General features: G+C 46.3%; 18 protein-coding genes. 7 read left to right on the forward strand and 11 right to left on the reverse strand.

What is annotated here, in order from left to right; all coding sequences use genetic code 11:
- Nucleotides 1-184: 184 nt before the first annotated feature.
- Nucleotides 185-1,453 (reverse strand): O-antigen ligase family protein, encoded by a 1,269-nt coding sequence (locus tag PMG71_RS16870; RefSeq protein WP_283754875.1) that lies wholly within the window; start codon nucleotides 1,451-1,453, stop codon nucleotides 185-187.
- Nucleotides 1,450-2,592 carry a glycosyltransferase gene (locus tag PMG71_RS16875; protein WP_283754876.1) on the reverse strand — a complete coding sequence of 381 codons (1,143 nt, stop codon included), beginning with the start codon at nucleotides 2,590-2,592 and terminating at the stop codon, nucleotides 1,450-1,452. Before PMG71_RS16875 ends, PMG71_RS16870 begins: the two co-directional genes overlap by 4 nt.
- 161 nt (nucleotides 2,593-2,753) lie before the next feature.
- Between PMG71_RS16875 and hisH the strand changes: the two genes are divergently transcribed.
- From hisH to rpoD, 3 genes are all read left to right on the forward strand, one after another.
- Nucleotides 2,754-3,395, forward strand: coding sequence for an imidazole glycerol phosphate synthase subunit HisH (gene hisH, locus PMG71_RS16880; protein WP_283754877.1), 642 nt, complete (start codon nucleotides 2,754-2,756; stop codon nucleotides 3,393-3,395).
- A 90-nt stretch (nucleotides 3,396-3,485) separates the two neighbouring features.
- Entirely contained in the window at nucleotides 3,486-3,815 is a 330-nt protein-coding gene (locus tag PMG71_RS16885; protein ID WP_283754878.1) for a hypothetical protein, read from the forward strand.
- A gap of 584 nt (nucleotides 3,816-4,399) precedes the next feature.
- Nucleotides 4,400-5,521 carry an RNA polymerase sigma factor RpoD gene (gene rpoD, locus PMG71_RS16890; protein WP_283754879.1) on the forward strand — a complete coding sequence of 374 codons (1,122 nt, stop codon included), beginning with the start codon at nucleotides 4,400-4,402 and terminating at the stop codon, nucleotides 5,519-5,521.
- 61 nt (nucleotides 5,522-5,582) lie between these two features.
- On the opposite strand, the gene PMG71_RS16895 is transcribed toward rpoD, so the two are convergent.
- From PMG71_RS16895 to PMG71_RS16920, 6 genes are all read right to left on the reverse strand, one after another.
- Nucleotides 5,583-5,744, reverse strand: a complete 162-nt coding sequence (locus PMG71_RS16895; RefSeq protein ID WP_283754880.1) for a chlorophyll a/b-binding protein — start codon at nucleotides 5,742-5,744, stop codon at nucleotides 5,583-5,585.
- A gap of 88 nt (nucleotides 5,745-5,832) precedes the next feature.
- Nucleotides 5,833-7,083, reverse strand: coding sequence for an ABC transporter ATP-binding protein (locus tag PMG71_RS16900; RefSeq protein ID WP_283754881.1), 1,251 nt, complete (start codon nucleotides 7,081-7,083; stop codon nucleotides 5,833-5,835).
- Nucleotides 7,084-7,339: 256 nt separating this feature from the next.
- Nucleotides 7,340-7,744, reverse strand: a complete 405-nt coding sequence (locus PMG71_RS16905; RefSeq protein ID WP_283754882.1) for a type II toxin-antitoxin system VapC family toxin — start codon at nucleotides 7,742-7,744, stop codon at nucleotides 7,340-7,342.
- Nucleotides 7,729-7,959 (reverse strand): hypothetical protein, encoded by a 231-nt coding sequence (locus PMG71_RS16910; protein WP_283754883.1) that lies wholly within the window; start codon nucleotides 7,957-7,959, stop codon nucleotides 7,729-7,731. The genes PMG71_RS16905 and PMG71_RS16910 overlap by 16 nt, the downstream gene beginning before the upstream one ends.
- 116 nt (nucleotides 7,960-8,075) lie before the next feature.
- Nucleotides 8,076-9,977, reverse strand: a complete 1,902-nt coding sequence (locus PMG71_RS16915) for a hypothetical protein (protein WP_283754884.1) — start codon at nucleotides 9,975-9,977, stop codon at nucleotides 8,076-8,078.
- Between the two features lie 40 nt (nucleotides 9,978-10,017).
- Nucleotides 10,018-12,561 carry a DNA gyrase/topoisomerase IV subunit A gene (locus PMG71_RS16920; protein ID WP_283754885.1) on the reverse strand — a complete coding sequence of 848 codons (2,544 nt, stop codon included), beginning with the start codon at nucleotides 12,559-12,561 and terminating at the stop codon, nucleotides 10,018-10,020.
- Nucleotides 12,562-13,009: 448 nt separating this feature from the next.
- Between PMG71_RS16920 and PMG71_RS16925 the strand changes: the two genes are divergently transcribed.
- Nucleotides 13,010-13,399, forward strand: a complete 390-nt coding sequence (locus PMG71_RS16925) for a response regulator (RefSeq protein ID WP_283754886.1) — start codon at nucleotides 13,010-13,012, stop codon at nucleotides 13,397-13,399.
- Nucleotides 13,400-13,403: 4 nt separating this feature from the next.
- Nucleotides 13,404-14,642 carry a glycoside hydrolase family 10-like protein gene (locus PMG71_RS16930; protein WP_283754887.1) on the forward strand — a complete coding sequence of 413 codons (1,239 nt, stop codon included), beginning with the start codon at nucleotides 13,404-13,406 and terminating at the stop codon, nucleotides 14,640-14,642.
- A gap of 186 nt (nucleotides 14,643-14,828) precedes the next feature.
- On the opposite strand, the gene PMG71_RS16935 is transcribed toward PMG71_RS16930, so the two are convergent.
- Complete coding sequence (locus PMG71_RS16935; RefSeq protein WP_430541020.1) at nucleotides 14,829-15,704, reverse strand: tetratricopeptide repeat protein; 876 nt, start codon at nucleotides 15,702-15,704, stop codon at nucleotides 14,829-14,831.
- Between the two features lie 218 nt (nucleotides 15,705-15,922).
- On the opposite strand from PMG71_RS16935, the gene PMG71_RS16940 reads away from it, so the two are divergent.
- Together PMG71_RS16940 and PMG71_RS16945 are read left to right on the forward strand one after the other, a co-directional pair.
- Nucleotides 15,923-17,068, forward strand: a complete 1,146-nt coding sequence (locus tag PMG71_RS16940; RefSeq protein ID WP_283754889.1) for a response regulator — start codon at nucleotides 15,923-15,925, stop codon at nucleotides 17,066-17,068.
- Complete coding sequence (locus tag PMG71_RS16945; protein WP_283754890.1) at nucleotides 17,065-17,982, forward strand: DMT family transporter; 918 nt, start codon at nucleotides 17,065-17,067, stop codon at nucleotides 17,980-17,982. Before PMG71_RS16940 ends, PMG71_RS16945 begins: the two co-directional genes overlap by 4 nt.
- Here the strand turns inward: PMG71_RS16945 and PMG71_RS16950 are convergent.
- Both PMG71_RS16950 and PMG71_RS16955 read right to left on the reverse strand, forming a co-directional pair.
- Entirely contained in the window at nucleotides 17,976-18,143 is a 168-nt protein-coding gene (locus PMG71_RS16950) for a PCP reductase family protein (protein WP_283754891.1), read from the reverse strand. The two genes, PMG71_RS16945 and PMG71_RS16950, sit on opposite strands and share 7 nt — an antisense overlap.
- Before the next feature lie 52 nt (nucleotides 18,144-18,195).
- Nucleotides 18,196-20,229, reverse strand: coding sequence for a serine/threonine-protein kinase (locus PMG71_RS16955; RefSeq protein WP_283754892.1), 2,034 nt, complete (start codon nucleotides 20,227-20,229; stop codon nucleotides 18,196-18,198).
- Between the last annotated feature and the right edge of the window lie 126 nt (nucleotides 20,230-20,355).

Consider the following 20,355-nt stretch of genomic DNA (forward strand, 5'->3'; position numbering starts at 1 on the left):
CATGTCCGCGAAGCGGAAATACCCTAATTAAAAATCCAGGGAGCAAGATGCTCCCACTCCAGTCATATCAAAGAATTCGAGGAGTGCGGGCATCTTGCCCGCTTCTTAACAAATTTTCATGTCCGCTTGCGGAAACCGGACTTGACATGAAACACGAAGCGCGAATGCTTCCCTGTGGTCGCAATTACAATTGATTTACCGGACATGATATCATTCGGGTACGAGTCTGGCTTAAGGCACGCGCGAATAAGTAAAGGGCTATGGTCGTGACTGCATACTCATAGATAAAGTAATCCACCATTTGAGAGGATAAAAATAGAATCAAGGGAATGAAGTTAATTAGGGTTTGATGATCTGTAATCGCTATTCGCCACAGAATGCCTAATATCAATAGAGATAATAGAATACCAACAATCCCCAGCTCAACCCAGATACTCAAAAATAGGTTGTGGGTATTGAAGCGAGAGTGACCATAAATTTGACGACAAAAGACTTCCTGAAATACGCCAACTCCGACTCCAGAAATGGGATATTCTAAGGCGGTTTCTGTTGCTTTTTGCCATAAAATGAATCGATCATCTATGGAAGTGTGGGGGACTGTTGGGGAGGGGAGCGTAACTCGGTTGATGGATGGTGGGGAAGAAGTTTGGGCAATGGCGGCTTGGGAGTCATTTAGATGAGTCCAGAGTTGGGGAAGAATGCGCTCGGAGGAGGGTTGAATGAGGAGTAAACAAATGATTAGAAAGAGGAAAAGGTTGGTTGCTACTCGCCAGGAGATGGAGTTCTTGATTCTTAGCAAAACTAATCCAATACAAAATACGAGCCAACCATTGCGACTAGCAGATAAGGCGATGAGGATAATAAAGGGATAAACCCAATATTGGCGAGGCAGATAGGAGCGATCGCGATTCCATAATAAGGTGATAATAGCACTGATAGCCATTAGCACTCCAAAGGGATTGGGATTTTGTATGATGGAGCGGATGCGGGGATAGGAGTCTGGATAGCTCAAGAGATTAATTAGCTCATTTTTGGGGAAGGTTTGCTCTAGAAATCCCCCGATACCAATCAAGGTTAGTACCCATAAAAGCATCCGATCGGCGCTTGAAGTCTTTGGTGTTGCCCTGAGCAGAGCTACGAAAGCACATAAAACGATCGCATAGATGGAGTATTTTAAGGTGTAGTGGAGAGCGATCGCCCTCCAATCACTCAAGAGTGCAGCAATCCATACCCAACTGTAAAACAAGATAAGTACGATCGACAGGTTAGGATAATAGCGTAATGCTTCCATGAAAGCCGACCAATTGTAGAGAATGGCGACTAATCCAAAACCGGAAATGAGGATAAAATGGATACTTATTTCTAGTCCGGGAACTCTAATCCGTGATAGCAAAGATGATACTAACAGGAGCAGCAGTAAGGCTTGATTGAGGTGAGAAGAAGAGGACTTCATGAACGAAAATATTGCTGAGAAAGCAAGCGATTGAGTTGATCTACAAATCGGTTGATATTGTAGGTTTCTATGACATAATTTCGGAGATCTTCGGGTTGATATAATCGGCGATTGGGGTATTTTTTCTGTAAAATTTGGTCAAGAGTATCAGCAATTTCTTCTACATTTTCAGGATCGACTAAACTGCCCCATTCCCCTCCCGCTAAGGGATCGATCGCCCCATCCTGATTTCCCCCTAATGCGGGTTTTCCGCAAGCCATTGCCTCTAAATAGACAATGCCAAAGCCTTCTCCTTGACTGGGCAGAGCAAAGACATCGCAGAGATTATAATGATCGCAGAGTTCTTCATCGGGAATTAAACCCGTGAGTGTTACGGATGAACTCAGATTGAGAGTCTCAATTTTAGCCTCAATCCAGGGTCGATCGTCTCCCTTGCCCACTAATATATAATGAATATTAGGAATGTTTTGGCGCAGTAATACAAGAGCGTCTAGGAGGATACCATACCCTTTATATCGAGCAGAACGTCCGAGACGACTGACGGTTAAGATAATCGGTTGTTCTGGGGAGAGTCCATAGCGATCGAGTAAATACTGGGGTTTGGGCTTTATCTGGAACTGCCGCAGATCGAAGGTATTGGGTAAGATAACCACTTGGGCTGGTGTTAGTTTTTGTTCTAGCAGTAGCCGCGATCGCGTATACTGACTGACAGCCACTACGCGATCGGCATGATACAAGGCTTTCTGTAATCGAGGTTCTGAAATATCCCAAACCTCAGTTCCATGGGCAACCACCCAATAGGGAATTCCTAGCCAATGCTTAATCCAATCGAAAACCACACTATAGTTAACATGAGTACAAATCATGAGCCGTGGGCGTTTTTGGAGACTCAGTTTCACTAAAGTGAGCGCTAAAAGCAAACTTTGCATCCAGCGAGGAAAGCGGCCAAAACAGGAAAATTGGGTTTGAGAGAGAAAACCATGGGATGGGGGAATCTCTCGGTCATATTTGAGTAAGACCTGATATTGACTGTCAGGATAGAGCTGTTGTAAAGCCTGGAGGAGAAAGGCAGAATAGACCTGGATTCCTCCTTTAAAGCCAAACATATTGGGAAAAACCAGTATAAATTGAGAGTTCATAAATTTTGAAAACAGCGATCGCAGGAGCAAGATGTCCCCTATAGGGTTCTCAGTTGAAATTCGTCTTTTTTATGCAAACACTCGGAAATTGTTACATTAATTTACATCAATGATCGCCTACAATAAGGGCATATTCGCCAATTGAGTAAGGATAAAATACCATGTCAGTTATCGCCGTCATCGATTACGATATGGGTAATTTGCACTCGGTCTGTAAAGGTTTGGAAAAAGCCGGTGCAACCCCCAAAGTAACCGACCTGGCCACAGAAATCCACCAAGCAGATGCTGTGGTTTTGCCAGGAGTAGGGGCCTTTGATCCAGCAGTAGAGCATATTCGATCGCGCCACCTCGAAGATCCGATTAAAGAGGCGATCGCCAGTGGTAAGCCCTTTCTCGGTATTTGTTTGGGATTACAAATCTTGTTTGACTACAGTGAAGAAGGACAACAACCCGGTTTGGGTATTCTTCCTGGAGCCGTCCGTCGTTTCCACTGGGAACCAGGAATCACCATTCCTCACATGGGATGGAATCACCTAGAGTTTACCCAACCAGATATCCCCCTATGGCAGCACTTATCCAGTAACTCTTGGATGTATTTTGTCCATTCCTACTATGTCGATCCCCAAGATCAAGCGGTCTGTGCGGCCACAGTTACCCATGGGAGTCAAAAGGTAGCTGCGGCGATCGCCCAAAATAACCTCATGGCTGTTCAATTCCATCCTGAAAAATCCGACCGTGCTGGACTGCAAATCCTCTCTAATTTTGTGGAGCATGTCCGCTCTCAAAGCGCAATTTGTGTTTAATTCCAGTTATTTTCAAGATTAGGAACTCACCTCCTGTATCCTAGTCTTGAAGTCTCCCCTCTCGTCTGTTGATTTTACAGCCAAACTATTGTGTTACCTCTGGTCGTTAAGGAAAATAGTCTTTTTACCTTTAAATTCTGGTTAAATGACCAGATTCAAGAGGGAATGAACTACCAACAGGAAATGTTTTGTCGGTTATATACCCTCGCGCCTCAACACCGGGCCCAACTCTATCAGTTTGGCTGTAAACTCACTCAAAATGGAACCCTTGTCGTCATTAGTATTACAGACCAGCATTGCAGCTTGTGGGTCAGTCTACGAGATCCCATTGTCAAAGCGGTTCTTATTGATGGCATCCCTTTAGATCTGCCTAATACCTTGCCAGAGAAGGACTTTCCCGATCCCTTGCCCCCATCTTAAAGCTGAAGAGAATCTACCCTGCTGTTAAAACGTTAATTTTGTCAATTAACTTAACCTAATTCCCCCCCCCATTTTGGGTCAAAGTGAGTTAACTTAACAGAAAATAGATGGTAATTGAGTCCCCTAGGGCAATTCAATTGCTCCCTAACTGTGAGATTCTACCTCAGTAGAGTCCACCTACAAAAACCACTACATTTTCGTGTTTTTGTAGTATGACAAAGCCAACCCTAATTTTTGCTCCCCTCCATGCAACTCTCTGGCAAAAACCAGTGCTGAGACTCCTAACTCCAGCCTTGAGCTGGGAGTTCTTTGAATCTCTTGAGCGGCTGGATTGGGATCATCCGGGGAGCTTCTCTAGACCCCTGGTGGGTAAACCCCCTCTCAATCTGTATGAGGTGTAATCCCCTCGGATAGAGTGGTAACTAGAGAAAAACATCTAATTTTCTAAAATCTGACACACAGATCCCTCAAGTGTTGTTAAACTTGAAAGGTTTGTTGGTAGATAAGGGTGAATAAAAACTCACCAACACAAATTCTCAACTTGATTTCTTAAGATACTTAAAAAGGAGCATGAGGAACGCGGCATGACCCAGGCTAAAAACCTACTCCCAACCCTCGAACCCCCCGAACTTGAAGAGGAACTGTACGCAATAGAGGAGGAAGAACTAGATGATTATCTAGAGTCTACTCCGGACGAGGACGACGGTAAGTCTGGCAAAGTTCGCTCGATCCGTCGAAAGACCCCAGTCAAGAAAAAGCATTATACAGAAGATTCTATTCGTCTGTATTTACAAGAAATTGGTCGAATTCGACTGTTAAGGGCTGACGAAGAAATTGAACTGGCCCGTAAAATTGCTGATTTATTAGAATTAGAGCGTCTGAGAGACGACTTAGAAGAAGGGCTAGAGCGAGAGCCAAGTGATGCAGAATGGGCTGAATCGGTGGGAATGCCTTTACCCCAGTTTCGGTATCGTTTGCATCTGGGACGACGGGCTAAGGACAAGATGGTACAGTCCAACTTACGTTTGGTGGTTTCGATCGCCAAAAAATATATGAATCGGGGCTTGTCTTTCCAAGATTTGATCCAGGAAGGAAGCTTAGGCTTAATCCGGGCTGCTGAAAAATTTGACCACGAGAAAGGCTATAAGTTCTCCACTTATGCGACTTGGTGGATTCGTCAAGCCATTACGCGGGCGATCGCCGATCAATCTCGTACCATTCGCCTTCCGGTTCACCTCTACGAAACCATTTCTCGGATTAAAAAGACCACTAAGTTACTCTCCCAAGAAATGGGACGCAAACCGACAGAAGAAGAAATCGCAGAACGGATGGAAATGACCATCGAAAAACTGCGCTTCATTGCCAAATCTGCCCAATTGCCTATCTCTTTAGAAACCCCCATTGGTAAAGAAGAAGACTCCCGTTTAGGAGACTTTATCGAATCCGATGGCGAAACTCCAGAAGACCAAGTTTCTAAGAGTTTGCTGCGGGAAGACTTAGAAGGAGTCTTAGGAACCCTCAGCCCTCGCGAACGGGATGTTTTGCGTCTGCGCTATGGTTTAGATGATGGACGGATGAAAACCCTAGAGGAAATTGGGCAAATTTTTAATGTGACGCGGGAACGGATACGGCAAATTGAGGCTAAAGCCTTGCGTAAATTACGACACCCCAACCGCAATAGTATTTTACGGGAGTATATCGGCTAGATTCTCCGGTTGATATTTACTCTGAAAGACGGCAGGTTGACGATCATCTGCCGTCTTTTGCCTACAGTCCAAAAATACCAAGAAATCCATCACTAGAAACCAATTGAATCCCTAGAGCAACCGCGAAGCCAACCATAGCTAAACGGCCATTCCAGATTTCTGCTTGGGGAGTGAAGCCAACCTTCCAAGCGTTACGGTTGGGTACAGTTTCCCGATCTTCCATGGATTAAAGTCCTCATTCATGCAAAAGTTGTTCGTGTAAATAAATATTAACAAAATGAGAGGACATTAGTTGTAATTTTGATTACTGTTCAAAACTTCTTATGGTTTTGATCCCTAATTGGGAAAATAGCTAATCCTGTTTGAGCAGAAAAGAGATGGATATGCTCAGGCATCAGGGAAAACCAAAGAGTTTCGCCGCTTTGAACAGAGCGAGGTTGAGCCAATCTGAGATTAAGCCGGGTTGATGCTGCGGGGAAACTTCCTGAAACCAGAGTTTCATGGCCGAGTTGCTCTACTGCTTGCACCTGAATGGGTAAATTTTTAGGCGCGGGGGAACTCTCTTGAAGGTGTTCGGGACGAATCCCTAAGATTAAAGCAGTTTCGCCTAATTTCTCTAAGGGGTGTTTCCAGGTTTCGGGTAAGGTAAAGCGAAATTGGGGATGGAGTAATAAGAGGGGAGCCGAGAGAGTGACCGGAATGAAGTTCATCGATGGAGAACCGATGAATTGGGCGACAAACTGATTGGCTGGGCGATGATAGAGTTCTAACGGTGGAGCCACCTGTTGTAGTTCCCCTTGATTCATGACGGCGATGCGATCGCCCATAGTCATCGCTTCGACCTGATCGTGGGTGACATAGATGGTGGTTACTCCCACTTGGCGCTGAAGTTGCACAATTTGCGATCGCGTTTGCATCCGTAACTGAGCATCTAGATTGGATAATGGCTCATCCATGAGGAAAACTTGGGGATTTCGGGCGATCGCCCGTCCCAGAGCCACTCGTTGCTTCTGTCCCCCTGATAATTGCTTCGGTAAGCGCTCCAAAAGCGTCTCAATTTCCAATAATCGCGCCACCTGTTGCACTTGTGCTTGAATTTGGCGCTCTTCTGGGGAAAGATAGCGCAAACCGGGAGGGAGCGATCGCGTCAGCGCCACTCCCCCGCGTTTCATCCAGTGTTCCAGCGATCGCTCTGGATTGCCTCGTCTCAAGCCAAAAGCGATGTTCTCATAAACCGTCATGTGGGGATAGAGAGCATAATTTTGGAACACCATAGCGGTATTGCGGGATTTGGGGGGTAAGTGATTGACTTGGCGATCGTCAATCCAAACCTGTCCCCCCGTCAAACTCTCCAAACCCGAAATAATCCGCAACAGGGTACTTTTCCCGCACCCCGACGGCCCCACCAGCACCAAAAACTCCCCATCCTCCACCGTCAAATTAACATTCCGCAAAACCGGAGCCTTCTGGTTCTGAGCATTTTTACCCTCAATCTCAGATGGAGCTGATGAAACAGCCCGATCAAAGTGCTTATAAACATTTTCTAAAACTACTGTTGCCACGTTATATCAAGTCCGTTGGATCAGTTATAGTATGTCATTGCGAATGGAACGCAGTGGAATGAAGCAATCTCAACCATCTCGCTAATTGTAGCGATTGCTTCCCTGCGGTCGCAATGACAACTGTTTAACCGGACTTGATATTATCTCACACAATCAAGAATTGAAAATTTACCTTAACTTACTAATTTTTCCATTAAAATTTCATCTACGCTATCGCCTGCCTTATCTATACTCTATGATAAAGACCGTGATATTCTTACCAAACAACGGGCGAATAGAAATCAGCTATTTTTCGATCTGCGGTAATAATAGGAGCTTGATTTGCTTGAGCCATGGCAACAATGACTCTATCTGCTGGATCTCGATGATCCCATGATAATCGCACACTGTCTAGCCAAATTTCTTCATCTATCGGGACGAAACGAATAACATCAGACTTTTTTAACGTGGCAATATACTCATCAATATCCACACCCAAGTCTAATTTATTGTTTTTAATTTTGATAGCAATTTCCCAAATTGATATGGATGAAATCAGTCCATTTTTATCCTGTTCCATGCGATCGATTGCTTGTTTAGCTTTGGGAGAAAGGTGAGCAGTATCTAAACTCCACCAAATCAAAGCACAAGTATCCAGAACAATTTTTATATTTCCTGCCATTCTTCAGTTGTTGAGTTGGTTAGGTCTTCAAAATATTTAACTTTCCCGCGCATATTTTTGAATAACTCTGAAGTTGGGATTGATTTCTTATAGGGAGAAATGGTAATAATCGGTTGATCGCCATCGGTGACTAAAACTTCTTCCCCTTCTACCTCAACCCGTCGCAACACATTGGACAAGTCACTTGTTAATTGATTTTTGTTAATTATTTTCATATATTAAACCATCGAATCATCTAAGTTGTGTCTATTATAGCCAATTTTGGGAACCGCTACCGTCGTTGTATATATATCGTGTTGTACCATTCTTATTTAGAACGACTATAAATCCACTACAGTCGTGCTTTCTTCCTGCCAAGTCGAGTGAGTAACTTGTAGATCTCTGCCTGGCGCAACGACAAATCGAACAACATAACACCAGATGTCACTCCATCTCTCCATGATATTGAGTAAATCTTCATTTGCTTCATTGTACCCAGTGCCATAGTAGTCTTCCCGCCAATATTGCCCAGGTGATGATAGCCTTTCTGCTTTTGCGCTCCTGTCCATTCCATCTTGATTGCTGTGTAAATCTTGCCGTTATACTCCTTGGTGTAACAACGAATATTAACCACTTCTCCATTCCATAGCTTAGAATCTTTTGGAGCAGCCCAAGATCCGTACTGGCAGCCATAGATCGATAGTACCTTGGTGTCATCGTTTTTGATTTCCAGTAGCCTCATGCAAATCTCATCACTGAACATTGTGAATACACACCCCGCAGTTCCTGCTTCAGTCTTGTGGGCAGCGAACCAGAAAGCGGCTTCCCATGTTTGGTGGTGATATTTTTCCCCAGTATTGGGATTTTTTAGCTCCAAGATTTCCTTCTTCAGTTGGCGAAACTTCTCCATGACCTGACTAATACGAGTTCTGTCTCCCTGATGTGAATCCTTCCAGGCGATCGCTTCAGTCATTTCTTTCCCATAGTTGATTCGGTGTTGGTTGGCAATATTCAGTTGCCATTCATCGTAATCATAGCTACAGTCTTGGCTATAGAGAAGATGTTGAAAGGGCTGCGGAGTCGTTCTGGCCACTAAGTTTACTGGAGTCCAGCAGGAATTAACCACCTTCACTAGACGAGATATGGTATCTTTGGCATTGGGATTGACTGGGCAAGGATGAGTTTTGTAAACGGTTGGATCTTTAAATCCCTTAAGCCAAGGTATTTCTGCTTTCCTAGCATCCATAAATTGTTTCACAAAAGTTAAGCCCGCCTCATTGTTGGGATAAGCCGACTTCCGAGAGTCAAGTGCAATTTGCAACTCCTGAGAGAGGAAATCAATCACCTGCATCTCCTTGGGTTCTGTTTGCATACCGCCGGGAGGAATCTCAAGGACAACATTCTCCAACTTTTTGGAGCGAGCGCGACCCAAAAGACTGATCGCAATTCCTATCGTGTTCTTCATACTTCTGAAATCGCTCTCTTGAAGTGTACTGGGCAAAGCAATCTTAGGCAGTTGCTGAACCACAGGAGAATCAGGGAAGTTAGCGATCTCTTCTCTCATCGCTGGATATTTACTGCTCTCAATCAATTGCACGAATCCCCCGTCTGTGTCATGACCAAGGCTCAAAAGTAGTAGACGTGGCGCGGCTAGAATCCCAGTAGCCCCTGTGTATGTCCCCTCATGCTTATTATCCCAAAGCTGAACATTTCCCCAATGACGTATGGGGTTTACGAATAAGATGTACTCGCCTTCAGGAAAGTCAGGAGCGCAAAAGACCTTGTGTCCCTCAATTTTTCCACTGGGCAAGACGGTATGGTAATGAGCCAAGCTTTCATCTGATTGGGTTATGACTGAGCGAAATTTCACCCCAGCCGCTTTAGCCAAACTCAGCCACAGTTCTCGAATACGATCATTCAAGCGGCTAATGACCCAAGGATGGGTTAGCAGTATCCCGTTCTTGTCTGCTTGCATAATCTTGACAAAGTTATTGACAGACTCAACTTCACTGGTTGATCTGTTATCATCATTGATCTTTTCATAGCTATATTCCTCTTCGTCGATCCTGATAATTTCTGCGAGTGCTTTAAGATCGCCGTAAGCCGCAGACAGTTCTTCGCATTTTTCTTTGACTTTGGTAATGATGCCATCTTGCTCTAAGGTCTCAAACGAGAACCATTGAAATAGCATCCATCCAGCTTTGGCTTTTCTCATTTCATCCTTGAAGACTAACCCCAAGATTAGTTTACCCACACAGTTTCCTAGTGATGGCTTGTTGCCTTCAAGAGAAGACCTACTTCGATCGCGGCCTCTCCAACAGATAAACTCCCTTCAAGGTTTCCTGAGCCTGTAACTTAAACAACCGATCGCCAGTTCCATCCTTACCCATCTCTTGCACCTTATCCACCTCTAAGCGCCAAAACCGTTGACTGCTGCTCACTGCCTGCACTTGCCCCCCGGTGGGCGCTAACACCATGCCTACCATGCGATCGCTACGTTGGCTAAATTGTAGAGCCTGAGTGCCAATATCGCCGCGATTTCCTTGGCGAATGATCTCCACGGGAACCCGTTTTCCGAATCCCATCTCGGACACCAATAGGATCTGATCCTGGGGACGAGCGACCACACAACCGACTAACTTCTCCTGTTTTCGCAATCTCAGCGCTTGATAACCCTGAGCTGTGCGCCCTAAAACCGGCACTTGCTCTGAATTCAGATCCAGGCGCAAGATCCGGCCTCCCGATGTTGCTAACAATAATTGTGACCCCGGCCCTGACAAATACACAGTGTTGAGGCGATCGCCCTCCTTCAACTTCAACGCCGTTAACCCACTAGCTCGCAGATTGGCAAACTCCACCAACGGCAGTCGCTTAATCCGTCCCTCCTCCGTTATTAACACCAAATCTCGATCCTCACCATACTCCGTCAACACAAACTGAGCCGCCACATCCGGCGGTTGTCCCGTACCACTATGGGGCACTAAACTATTTAGGGGAATACCTTGGGAATTGCTACTCGTCGGCACTTGACCCACCTTTACCCCATAGCCTTTGCCATCCACCGTCAACAGCAACAAATCCGCATCCGCTCCGGCTCGATAGCAACTTAGAGCCGAAGCCATCCCCTCCCCCGCATCCGCACTCATCTGCGGGACGCGGCGAATATATCCCCCATAGCTCATCTCCAGATAACTCATTTCCAGAGAAACGGATAACTCTTGTATGATTTGTTCTTGAGGCGCTGAAGACTTAGCTTTCTGGGGACTTTTCGATCGCCTCGACGAGCCTCCAGACTCCCCTGACTGACTACGCTTCTTCATCTCTGGGGCAGTCTCATTGGGGCTTTGAATGCGCGTGCGTCGGGGATTATCATAGCGACGCTTCAGGCTACGCAGTTCTTTTTTCAAAGACTTGAGTAATTCTGACCTTTCATTAAGCAATTGCTCCAATTCCTGAATTCGTTGGGTGAGTTGGTCAAATTCAGTTTGTAAATTTTGTCGCTCTAACCCCGTTAAGCGACGCATCGGCATCGCTAACAGAGCATCCGCTTGAGCCGGTTGTAAGTTCAGAGCTTTTTGCAATTGAGCTTTTGCCGTTGTGCCGTCAGCAGCCTTTCTGAGAATGGCGATCGCCCGATCCAAATTTTGCAAAGCCAATAATAACCCTTCCAGAATATGACACCGTTTGCGCGTTTGCTCCAACTCATGGCTATATTGGCGCGTTAGAGTCTGCTCCCGAAACTTGAGGAACTCTTGCAGCACTTCCCGCAAACTCAACTGTTGGGGAGTGCCATTCACCAGGGCCAAAAAAATCGCCCCAAAATTCGTTTGCAACGGTGTTTGATGATAGAGATGGGCCAACACTTCACTCGGTTTAGCATCCGTTTTCAGCTCCAACACCACCCGCATTCCAGAGCGATCGCTCTCATCCCGAATATCCGAAATCCCGTCTAACTTCCCATGATTGACCAAATCGGCCACTTTCTCAATCCATCCCGCCTTATTCACCTGATAGGGCAACTCCGTCACAATAATACAATCACGGATGCGCTTACGTTTCCCCGGTTGAATTTTCTCAATCGTGGCCACCCCGCGCATGGGAATACTGCCTTTACCATTGAGATAGGCACTCCTTATCCCTTCTCGATCCACAATCACCCCACCCGTGGGAAAATCCGGTGCAGGAATCTTCTGCATCAACTTCTCATCCGACAGTTCTGGGTTATCAATCAGAGCAATTAACCCATCCACAATTTCCCCCAAATTATGGGGCGGAATATTCGTCGCCATACCCACGGCAATCCCCGAACACCCATTGAGCAGTAAAATCGGCAATTGGGCCGGTAGCACCACCGGTTCCACTTGGGAGTTATCGAAGTTGGGAATAAAATCGACCGTAGACTCGCTAATTTCCGCCAATAAACTCTCATGACTAATGGGAGAAAGGCGCGTTTCCGTATAGCGCATGGCTGCGGGGGGATCATTATCCACCGAGCCAAAATTACCATGACCGGCAAGCAAAGGATAGCGACAGGAAAAATCTTGCACCATCCGCACTAGGGCATCATAGACCGCCTGATCTCCATGGGGATGATATTTACCCAACACATCACCAACTACCCGCGCACATTTACGATAGGGGCGATCGGGGGTTAATCCCAATTCATGCATAGCGTATAAAATCCGCCGATGCACGGGCTTTAAACCATCCCGAACATCCGGGAGGGCGCGGCCAACAATTACACTCATGGCATATTCCAGATAAGACCGCTCCATTTCGGTGTGTAAGGCGGTGGGAATAATTTGTTCGCTTTGGAAAAGGCGTAGTTGTTTAGCCATGGATTGAATGAAGGTAAGGGTGAACTCAGGGTTAAGAATGCCGTATCAGGTAAGTTTTTAGGGTACACCTGACTGAGCCAAAATGGCCAGCGTTCGCGCCAGCGATGCGGAGCATTATCGCCCCATCGATTCGGGTTTGTTCTCTTTCTCTTGTAAAATAGGAGAGAAAACCTGAATACCAAAAGTAACGAATGTGGGGGCCAAATGAATCTAAGTGAGATCGTGCAGTTAAGCAGGGTCAGCATCAGCTCTGGGTTCAGTCGGATAGGGCAATTAGGGGGAGATGAATAGCTCAATCGATTCCTCATTCCTCTCTATCTATGCAAGAGTAGGAGTTGTCTCATACACTCATACAGGTGTATCTAGACAGGTGTATCTAGCCAAGCATAGGACAACTAGAAACCTGAGCCTTTATGTATTCTGGACTTGAAAATTAAGAGAAAATATCATGACAACTGTTCTAATCGTAGAAGATGATCCCATTAATGCACGGGTTTTCTCCAAAATTCTCACCAAACGTGGGGGGCTAAATGTCAAGCATACCGAAAATGTAGAGGAAGTCATGGAGATGGTTAGGGGTCAGGACGCGGATATTATTCTCATGGATGTATCCTTAGCCAATAGTATGTATCAGGGGAAATCGGTGGATGGGATTAAGATTACCCAAATGATTAAGGCGATCTCGGAAATACCGATTATTCTGGTTACAGCTCATGCGATGCAGGGCGATCGCGAGAATTTCCTTCAACAAAGCGGAGCGGATGGCTATATCTCCAAACCGGTGATCGATCATCAGGAGTTTGTGGATAAAATTAAATCCCTGTTGCCCCAGGGTTAAGACCATGTTATCTGTCAATTGGAAAGCCTGTACAGGGTGGTTTTTGCGTTATTCCCGAAAGAGAACCCTGGTACTGAGTGGGTTAATGAGCCTGGTTTTAGCCTGGATGGTGGCGGTAGTTCCAGCGATTTCCCAGCCTCCACCCGTACCGGCTACAGAATTGCGTGGGGTATGGTTGACGAATGTGGATAGTGATGTGTTGTTTTCGAGCGATCGCCTCACCAATGCTCTAGAACGACTGGATCGACTCCATTTTAATACCCTTTATCCCACGGTTTGGAATGAGGGCTATACCCTCTATCCGAGTGCAGTGGGAGAGGAAGTCACAGGACGTGCGGTACTGAATATCCCCGGTTTGCAGAGGAGGGATATGCTTAAAGAGGCGATCGAGCAAGGCCATAAACGGGGCATGAGCGTGCTACCCTGGTTAGAATTTGGATTTATGGCCCCGGCCGAGTCAGAATTGGTCAAGCGTCATCCAGAGTGGATCGCCAACCGCGCCGATGGTTCCCAAGTCGTGATGCAGGGAATTCACCCAAGAGTTTGGTTAAATCCGGTTCATCCCCAAGTGCAGCAGTTGATGGTGGATTTGGTAACCGAATTGGTGAACAACTACGATATTGATGGCATTCAGTTGGACGATCATTTTGGCTTGCCCGTAGAGTTGGGCTATGATGCCTATACTCGACAAGTTTATCAATCGGAACATAATGGCCAACCTCCCCCAGATGATCCAGAGGATGCAGCCTGGATACGCTGGAGAGCCGATCGCATCACTACAGTTATGGCGCGAATTTTTGCCGCCGTCAAAAGCAAACGCCCCGATGCTATTATTTCCCTGTCTCCCAATCCCCAACATTTTGCCTATAGTCGCTATCTTCAGGATTGGTTTAGCTGGGAGAGACAAGGGTTTGTAGAAGAGTTATTAATTCAAATCTATCGAGATGACCTCGATCGGTTTCAAATGGAACTAAAACGACCAGAAGTACAAGTTGCCTTAGATCATATTCCGGTCGGAATTGGAGTATTAACGGGATTGAAAAACCGCTCCGTTCCCATGAGCCAAATTGAACAACAAGTGGCTGAAGTTAGAAAAGGAAAATTTGCCGGGGTATCCTTCTTTTTCTATGAAACCCTCTGGAATTTAAGCACAGAATCGCCCCAAAAGCGCCAAACAGACTGGGCAAATATCTTTCCCCAACCGGCAGCACGTCCCAGTATTCTACACTGCTGGGGTAATTAAACTTAACGGGTAGGGTGGACAAAACAGGGGGTTTTAAACCCCTGGTTCGGTGCAGGTTCATCAAGAGGTTTTCGGGAGTGCGAGCGTCTCGCTCGCTAGAGTCAAAAAGCGAGCAAGATGCTCGCATTCCTGGCTTTGACTGATTTTAGTAAGATCGCGGCACTACGATCGCAAGAAGCTAAAGAACTAAGGGTTGATCGGCAGTTCTGATGCTTCCAATTGAGCCAGGGTCTCTTGTATTCTAGGAGTTTCTAAAAACATTTTGGTGTCTGCCAACAAACGTTGACCCCAAAGATTGGCTTCTAGATACTCCAGATCCGCATAAGCAGGATCGAGTTCAAGGGCTGCCGATCCCATTCTCAGTCCTTGTTCGCGATCGCCTTTCACATATAAAGCAACGGCCAAAGCTAACTGGGGTTCAGCCGCTTCCGGTGCAAGGCTCACGGCTCTTTGCCAAGAAGCGATCGCCCGATCCAGTTGACCTTGCTCATACTCAATCAGACCAATATTATTAATCCCCGGCCAAAACTTCTCATCTTGGCCAATCGCCTTCTGATATTGGGCGATCGCCTCACTCCAGCGATTGAGCTTATAGTAAGTGTTGCCCAAATCAAACAGAGCCGCCAATTGATCCGGCTTAATCTTTAAACCTTCCTGGAGATAATCGGCTGCCTTTTGATAGTCCTCATTTTGGAAATGGGCCGAACCTAACGTAAACAGAACTAACTCATTATTGGGTTCAAGCGATCGGGCCTTCTCCAAAGACGCGATCCCCCGATCTACATCATTGGTTTGTAAATACAGACGACCGAGCAAAAACCAAGCGCGAATATCCTCCGGTAAAAGCTGAACCGCCAACTGAGCGCGAGGAAGAGCCGGTTGATATTGTTGGAACTGGGCCAGTTGTTCCGCTTGTCGAGCCAACTTAATCCCTTCTTCCTCCAACTCATCTCCCTCTAACTGCAAAGTATGGGGAAGGATCGCCTGACCCCAGGCGGGTTGCAGACCGCTCCACCCACTCCACAAGCACACCAACAAAGCAATATAAATCGGTTTTGGCACAACAGAAGCCTCAAACAACATAACTCACAGACCACTCTTAACAATTTTAACTAAGATTCAGGGTTTACCCAACTTCAGGGTTGAGATGCCTTTACTCTTTACGAGCATTTGTGAACCCATCTAGAATAAAAACAACTTTCTTTCCTCTAGGATTGAGTGGTGCTTGGATGCTGTCTTCCTTTAATCTGCTTGATTCCGATCGCAATGGGTGCCCTCTCATGGAGCGTTATCTCCGGCAAATCTACCACCAACAAGCCACTGGTGAGTTAATTGTTACCGCTCAAGATCAAACTTGGCACTTATTCTTTTATCTGGGCCATTTGCTCTATGCGACTGGAGGAGGGCATCGTAGCCGTCGATGGTATCGATATATTAAGCTGTTTGCCGTCGATTGGAGTGCGATCGAATTGAAAAAACCCACAGGCATGTGGGAATACTATCTACTGCGTTATGCTCTACAGCAACACCAAATCAACTTGAGTCAAGCTCAATCGGTGATTGCCTACAGTGCCATTGAAATCTTATTTGCCCTGCTCTCTCAACCCTCCGATGAGCTTTCCAGTCGTTGGAAACCTAGCAAGCGCTTATCGGGCAATACGGCGACTCCGCGATCGTCCCTAGCCTTGAAAATTCCTCCCCTGATTGAAAGAACTCAAAACTTATCTAAGCAATGGGAGAAGATGGAGTTAACGTCCCTATCTCCGGACTTAGCCCCCAGGTTACACGCGGAGCTGCCTAAACGACTGAATGCAGAAGCTTCAACCCAATTAATTGAGTTATTTAATGGCGAAAACCCGATTTGGGATATTGCCTTAGAAATGAAGCAATCCTTGTATAGCTTATCTCGTAGTATTCGGCATTTTTGGAAACAAGGGATCATTGAGTTCCAATCCTTACCCGATCTCAATCCCCCGGTTTCTTGGACAACCCCTAGGATGGATCAAACCCTCAATGGGGAATCGGATACCCAAGCTTCTGGCCCTTTGATTGCTTGTATCGATGATAGCCCCCTTGTGGGCCATGCCTTAAGCCATATTTTGATTCCAGCCGGTTATCAATTGCTGAAAATTCACGACCCAATTTCGGGTATTGCCCAATTAGCCAAACATAAACCGGCTCTCATTTTGTTAGATGTGGTGATGCCGACAGTGACCGGCTATAATTTGTGCAGTTTTTTGCGGCAAACCTCTTTGTTTAGTGATACTCCCATTATTATTTTGACCAGTCGGGATCATATTATCGATCGCACGAAGGCGAAACTGGCAGGAGCAACGGATTTTTTGACGAAACCCGCTAAACCAGAGCAACTGTTGAAGTTACTTGAAAAACATATCAATCCCATTTCTCCCTTCAATGAATCATGAATAAACCGTCAAAGTGGTGGGTGGGGTTGGTTTTGGGGTTTGGAATTTTAACGATCGCCACTTCGGCCGTTTTTGTGCGCTTGTGCATTGAGTCGGCGGGAATGGGTGGAGTAGGATTTAGTCTGGTTTTAGCGGCTTTGCGCCTAGCCATAGCTTCCCTGCTGTGTCTTCCCTTATGGAAAGGGGTTCGGCACAGTCGAGCCTCAGTTCAAGGCTGGAAATGGGCGATTTCTGCTGGATTTTGTTTAGCGATCCATTTTTCCCTCTGGATTACGTCTTTATCCTATACCTCCATTGCGGCTGCTACCACCTTAGTGACCACGAATCCCCTCTGGGTAGCCTTAATTCTCTGGGTTTGGCAAGGGAAGCGACCCACTAGAGTGACCGTTTTGGGCATTATTATTGCCTTAAGTGGGGGCATTCTGATTGCCTTGGGAGGAGATAGCGCCACATCAACGGGGTCTCTTTCTCTCCTGGGTAATGCTTTAGCCTTAATGGGCGCTTGGTCTGCTAGTTTTTATCTCATTTTGGGGCAACAAGCTCAACAGGAAGGGTTGGGTTTGGGTCACTATATCACTACGGTTTATTCCCTTGCGGCCCTGTGTTTACTGCCCATTCCCGTCTTATTGGGCATTCCCTATACGGATTATCCCCTTGATGTGTATCTCTATATTGCGATCATGGCTACCCTTCCCCAACTCATGGGTCATACCTCCTTGAATTGGGCAGTACGCTGGATTTCACCGACTACGGTTGCTCTAGCTATCCTCTGCGAACCCATAGGGGCAACTTGGCTCGGTTATCTCGTATTTGCGGAAGTTCCTACGCCATTAGTGTTTGGAGGAGCTGTGATTTTGTTACTGGGCGTTGCTTTGGCGATTTGGGGGGAAGGGAAAAAGAGTCAAAACTATTGACCAAACTCTAGGCGAGCTTGTTCGACTAAATCTGCGGTAATGATTTCCGAGTCTGACTCGCGGGCAAGCTGTTCGATGCGTCCTCTGGCTTGCGATCGCACAAAATAGGGAATCTTTTTCAGTTTAACCTGAGCCTCAGCCGTCCATTGTAATTCATTCATCTGCTACACCTTTGCCTTCAGCATCTTCCATTTTAAACCCTGGCGTACCCCTTCAGTCCAACCAAGGTTGATGAACTGAAGGGCGATACATGGGGCGTTTGGGTTGGCTAGGAGTCACTGGTGTGGAGCGAGAGATCTGTTGCACGGTTTGATCTTGAATTTGGGGTTGCCGAGATTCTCCTTGCCAAACTTTGAGGGTTTTATCAGCACTTGCACTAACGATGATTTGACCATCTGCACTCCAAGCGACTCCATTCACGGAATTTTGATGACCTTCTAGGGTGGTTAATAGGGTAGCGGTTTTGACTTGCCAAATTTTTAGGGTGCGATCGTCGCTGCCACTGACTAACAATTGACCATCTGGACTAAACGCGAGCGATCGCACATAATCTTGATGTCCTTCAAACACCTGCATGGTTTTCCCGGTCTCAAAATCCCACAGTTTGACCAAATTATCCCAACCCCCACTGGCTAACCATTGTCCATCGGGACTAAAAGCCAAGGCATTGACAATATTTAATCGGGAAGCCAAATCTCCAAGTGTCGCAAATTCAACTTCTCGTCCTAAGTGCCACAACTTAATCGTATTATCATCACTCCCACTGGCAATAATCCGCCCATCGGGGCTAAAACTCACTGCTCGCACGGAGGCTAAATGACCCGTCAGTGTAAAAATGGCTTCTCCATAGCGGGGAGCTTTGGGGTCAAGTTGCCAAATCTTTACCGTGCGGTCTTTACTGGCACTTGCTAACAGCGTTCCTTGGGGATTCCAGGCGATCGCATTAATTGCATCTCCATAACGGAGATCGTCCTCTGTATGGCTCTCTCCCAACTGCGGCCCCCATTCTCCCTGTTGCAAATCCCACACATAGATGGCGCAATCGTCTCCCCCAGTGGCTAAAAACCGACCATTGGGACTAAATGCCACCGCATTGACGTATAAAGCATGACGTTTTAGAGTTCCCTCATGTTGACCCGTCACCCCATCCCAAAAGCGAATTGCCCGGTCTTCCGAGCCACTAGCAATGACCCTAGAATTGGGATGTATCGCTACTGCCCTAACCCATTGCGTATGACCACTGAGCGTATGCACGCACTGCCATTCAGATGATGAAGGAGTTGAAGGGAGCGACGGAGAAGCTAACGGAGAAACAACGGGTTGTATGGTTGTCGTTTTTTTTATAGAATTCACCGAAGGATCTAGAGTCGGTAAACCTTGCAAATCTCTTAAAACTTCTTGGGCAGAATGATAGCGATGGTTAATCGCAGCAGCAATGAGGCGATCGATAATTTTTGCCAAAGGTTCACTCATAGGATTATCACCCAAACCCTGCCGCCAAATCCAGGTATCCTCATGAATATCAAATAACTCAAAGGGTGACTTTCCTGTGAGCATATGCAAACAAGTCACTCCCAAACTATAAAGATCGCTCGAAAAAACCGCCCGCCCCCTTCCCTGTTCTGGCGCTAAATATTCCGGTGTCCCAATCGTCGTTCCTGTCTTCAATAAAGCGGTTGAAGTGGCATATTTTGCCGCCCCAAAATCAACTAAAACCAATTGCCCATTTTCACGCAAAATAATATTTTCGGGTTTAATATCCCGATGAATCACATGATGGTGATGAATAAAATCTAAAACCGGCAGCAAATTATAGAGTAACTCGCGGATTTGGTTCTCATTAAATATTCCCGTTTTTTCTAAAACTTGGCTTAAATTTTCTCCATCAATAAATTCCTGTACCAGATATTGGCGAGAGTCTTGGGTAAAGTGGGCGTATAGGGCAGGAATTTGGGCATGTTGACCGAGATCGTCTAATCTGACTGCTTCTTGTTCAAATAATTGGGTTGCTTTTTGTACATTATTGGTTCCCTGGGCTTGGGGGAAAAATTGCTTGATTACACAATAGGGTTGGGAAGGCTTATCTTGATCGATCCCCAGAAAGGTGCGCCCAAACCCCCCTTGACCAATACATTTAAGTGCTTTATACCGGTCTTTGAGCAACAGGGCACTGCGACAGCTTTGACAAAAGGCATTGCCGTCAGGATTTTTGGGTTGCTTGCAGTCCGGGTTGAGGCAATATCTCATAGCATGGGTTGGGCGGGGCACATTGATCTATATTACGGTGAATAGGGGAATGGGGGAGTGGGGGAATGGGGAACTGTAGGGGCGAACGGCCGTTCACCCCCACAACCACGCCTTCTATAGTTTACT

It is taken from the genome of Roseofilum acuticapitatum BLCC-M154 (genome assembly GCF_030068475.1).
GTDB classification, from domain to species: domain Bacteria; phylum Cyanobacteriota; class Cyanobacteriia; order Cyanobacteriales; family Desertifilaceae; genus Roseofilum; species Roseofilum acuticapitatum.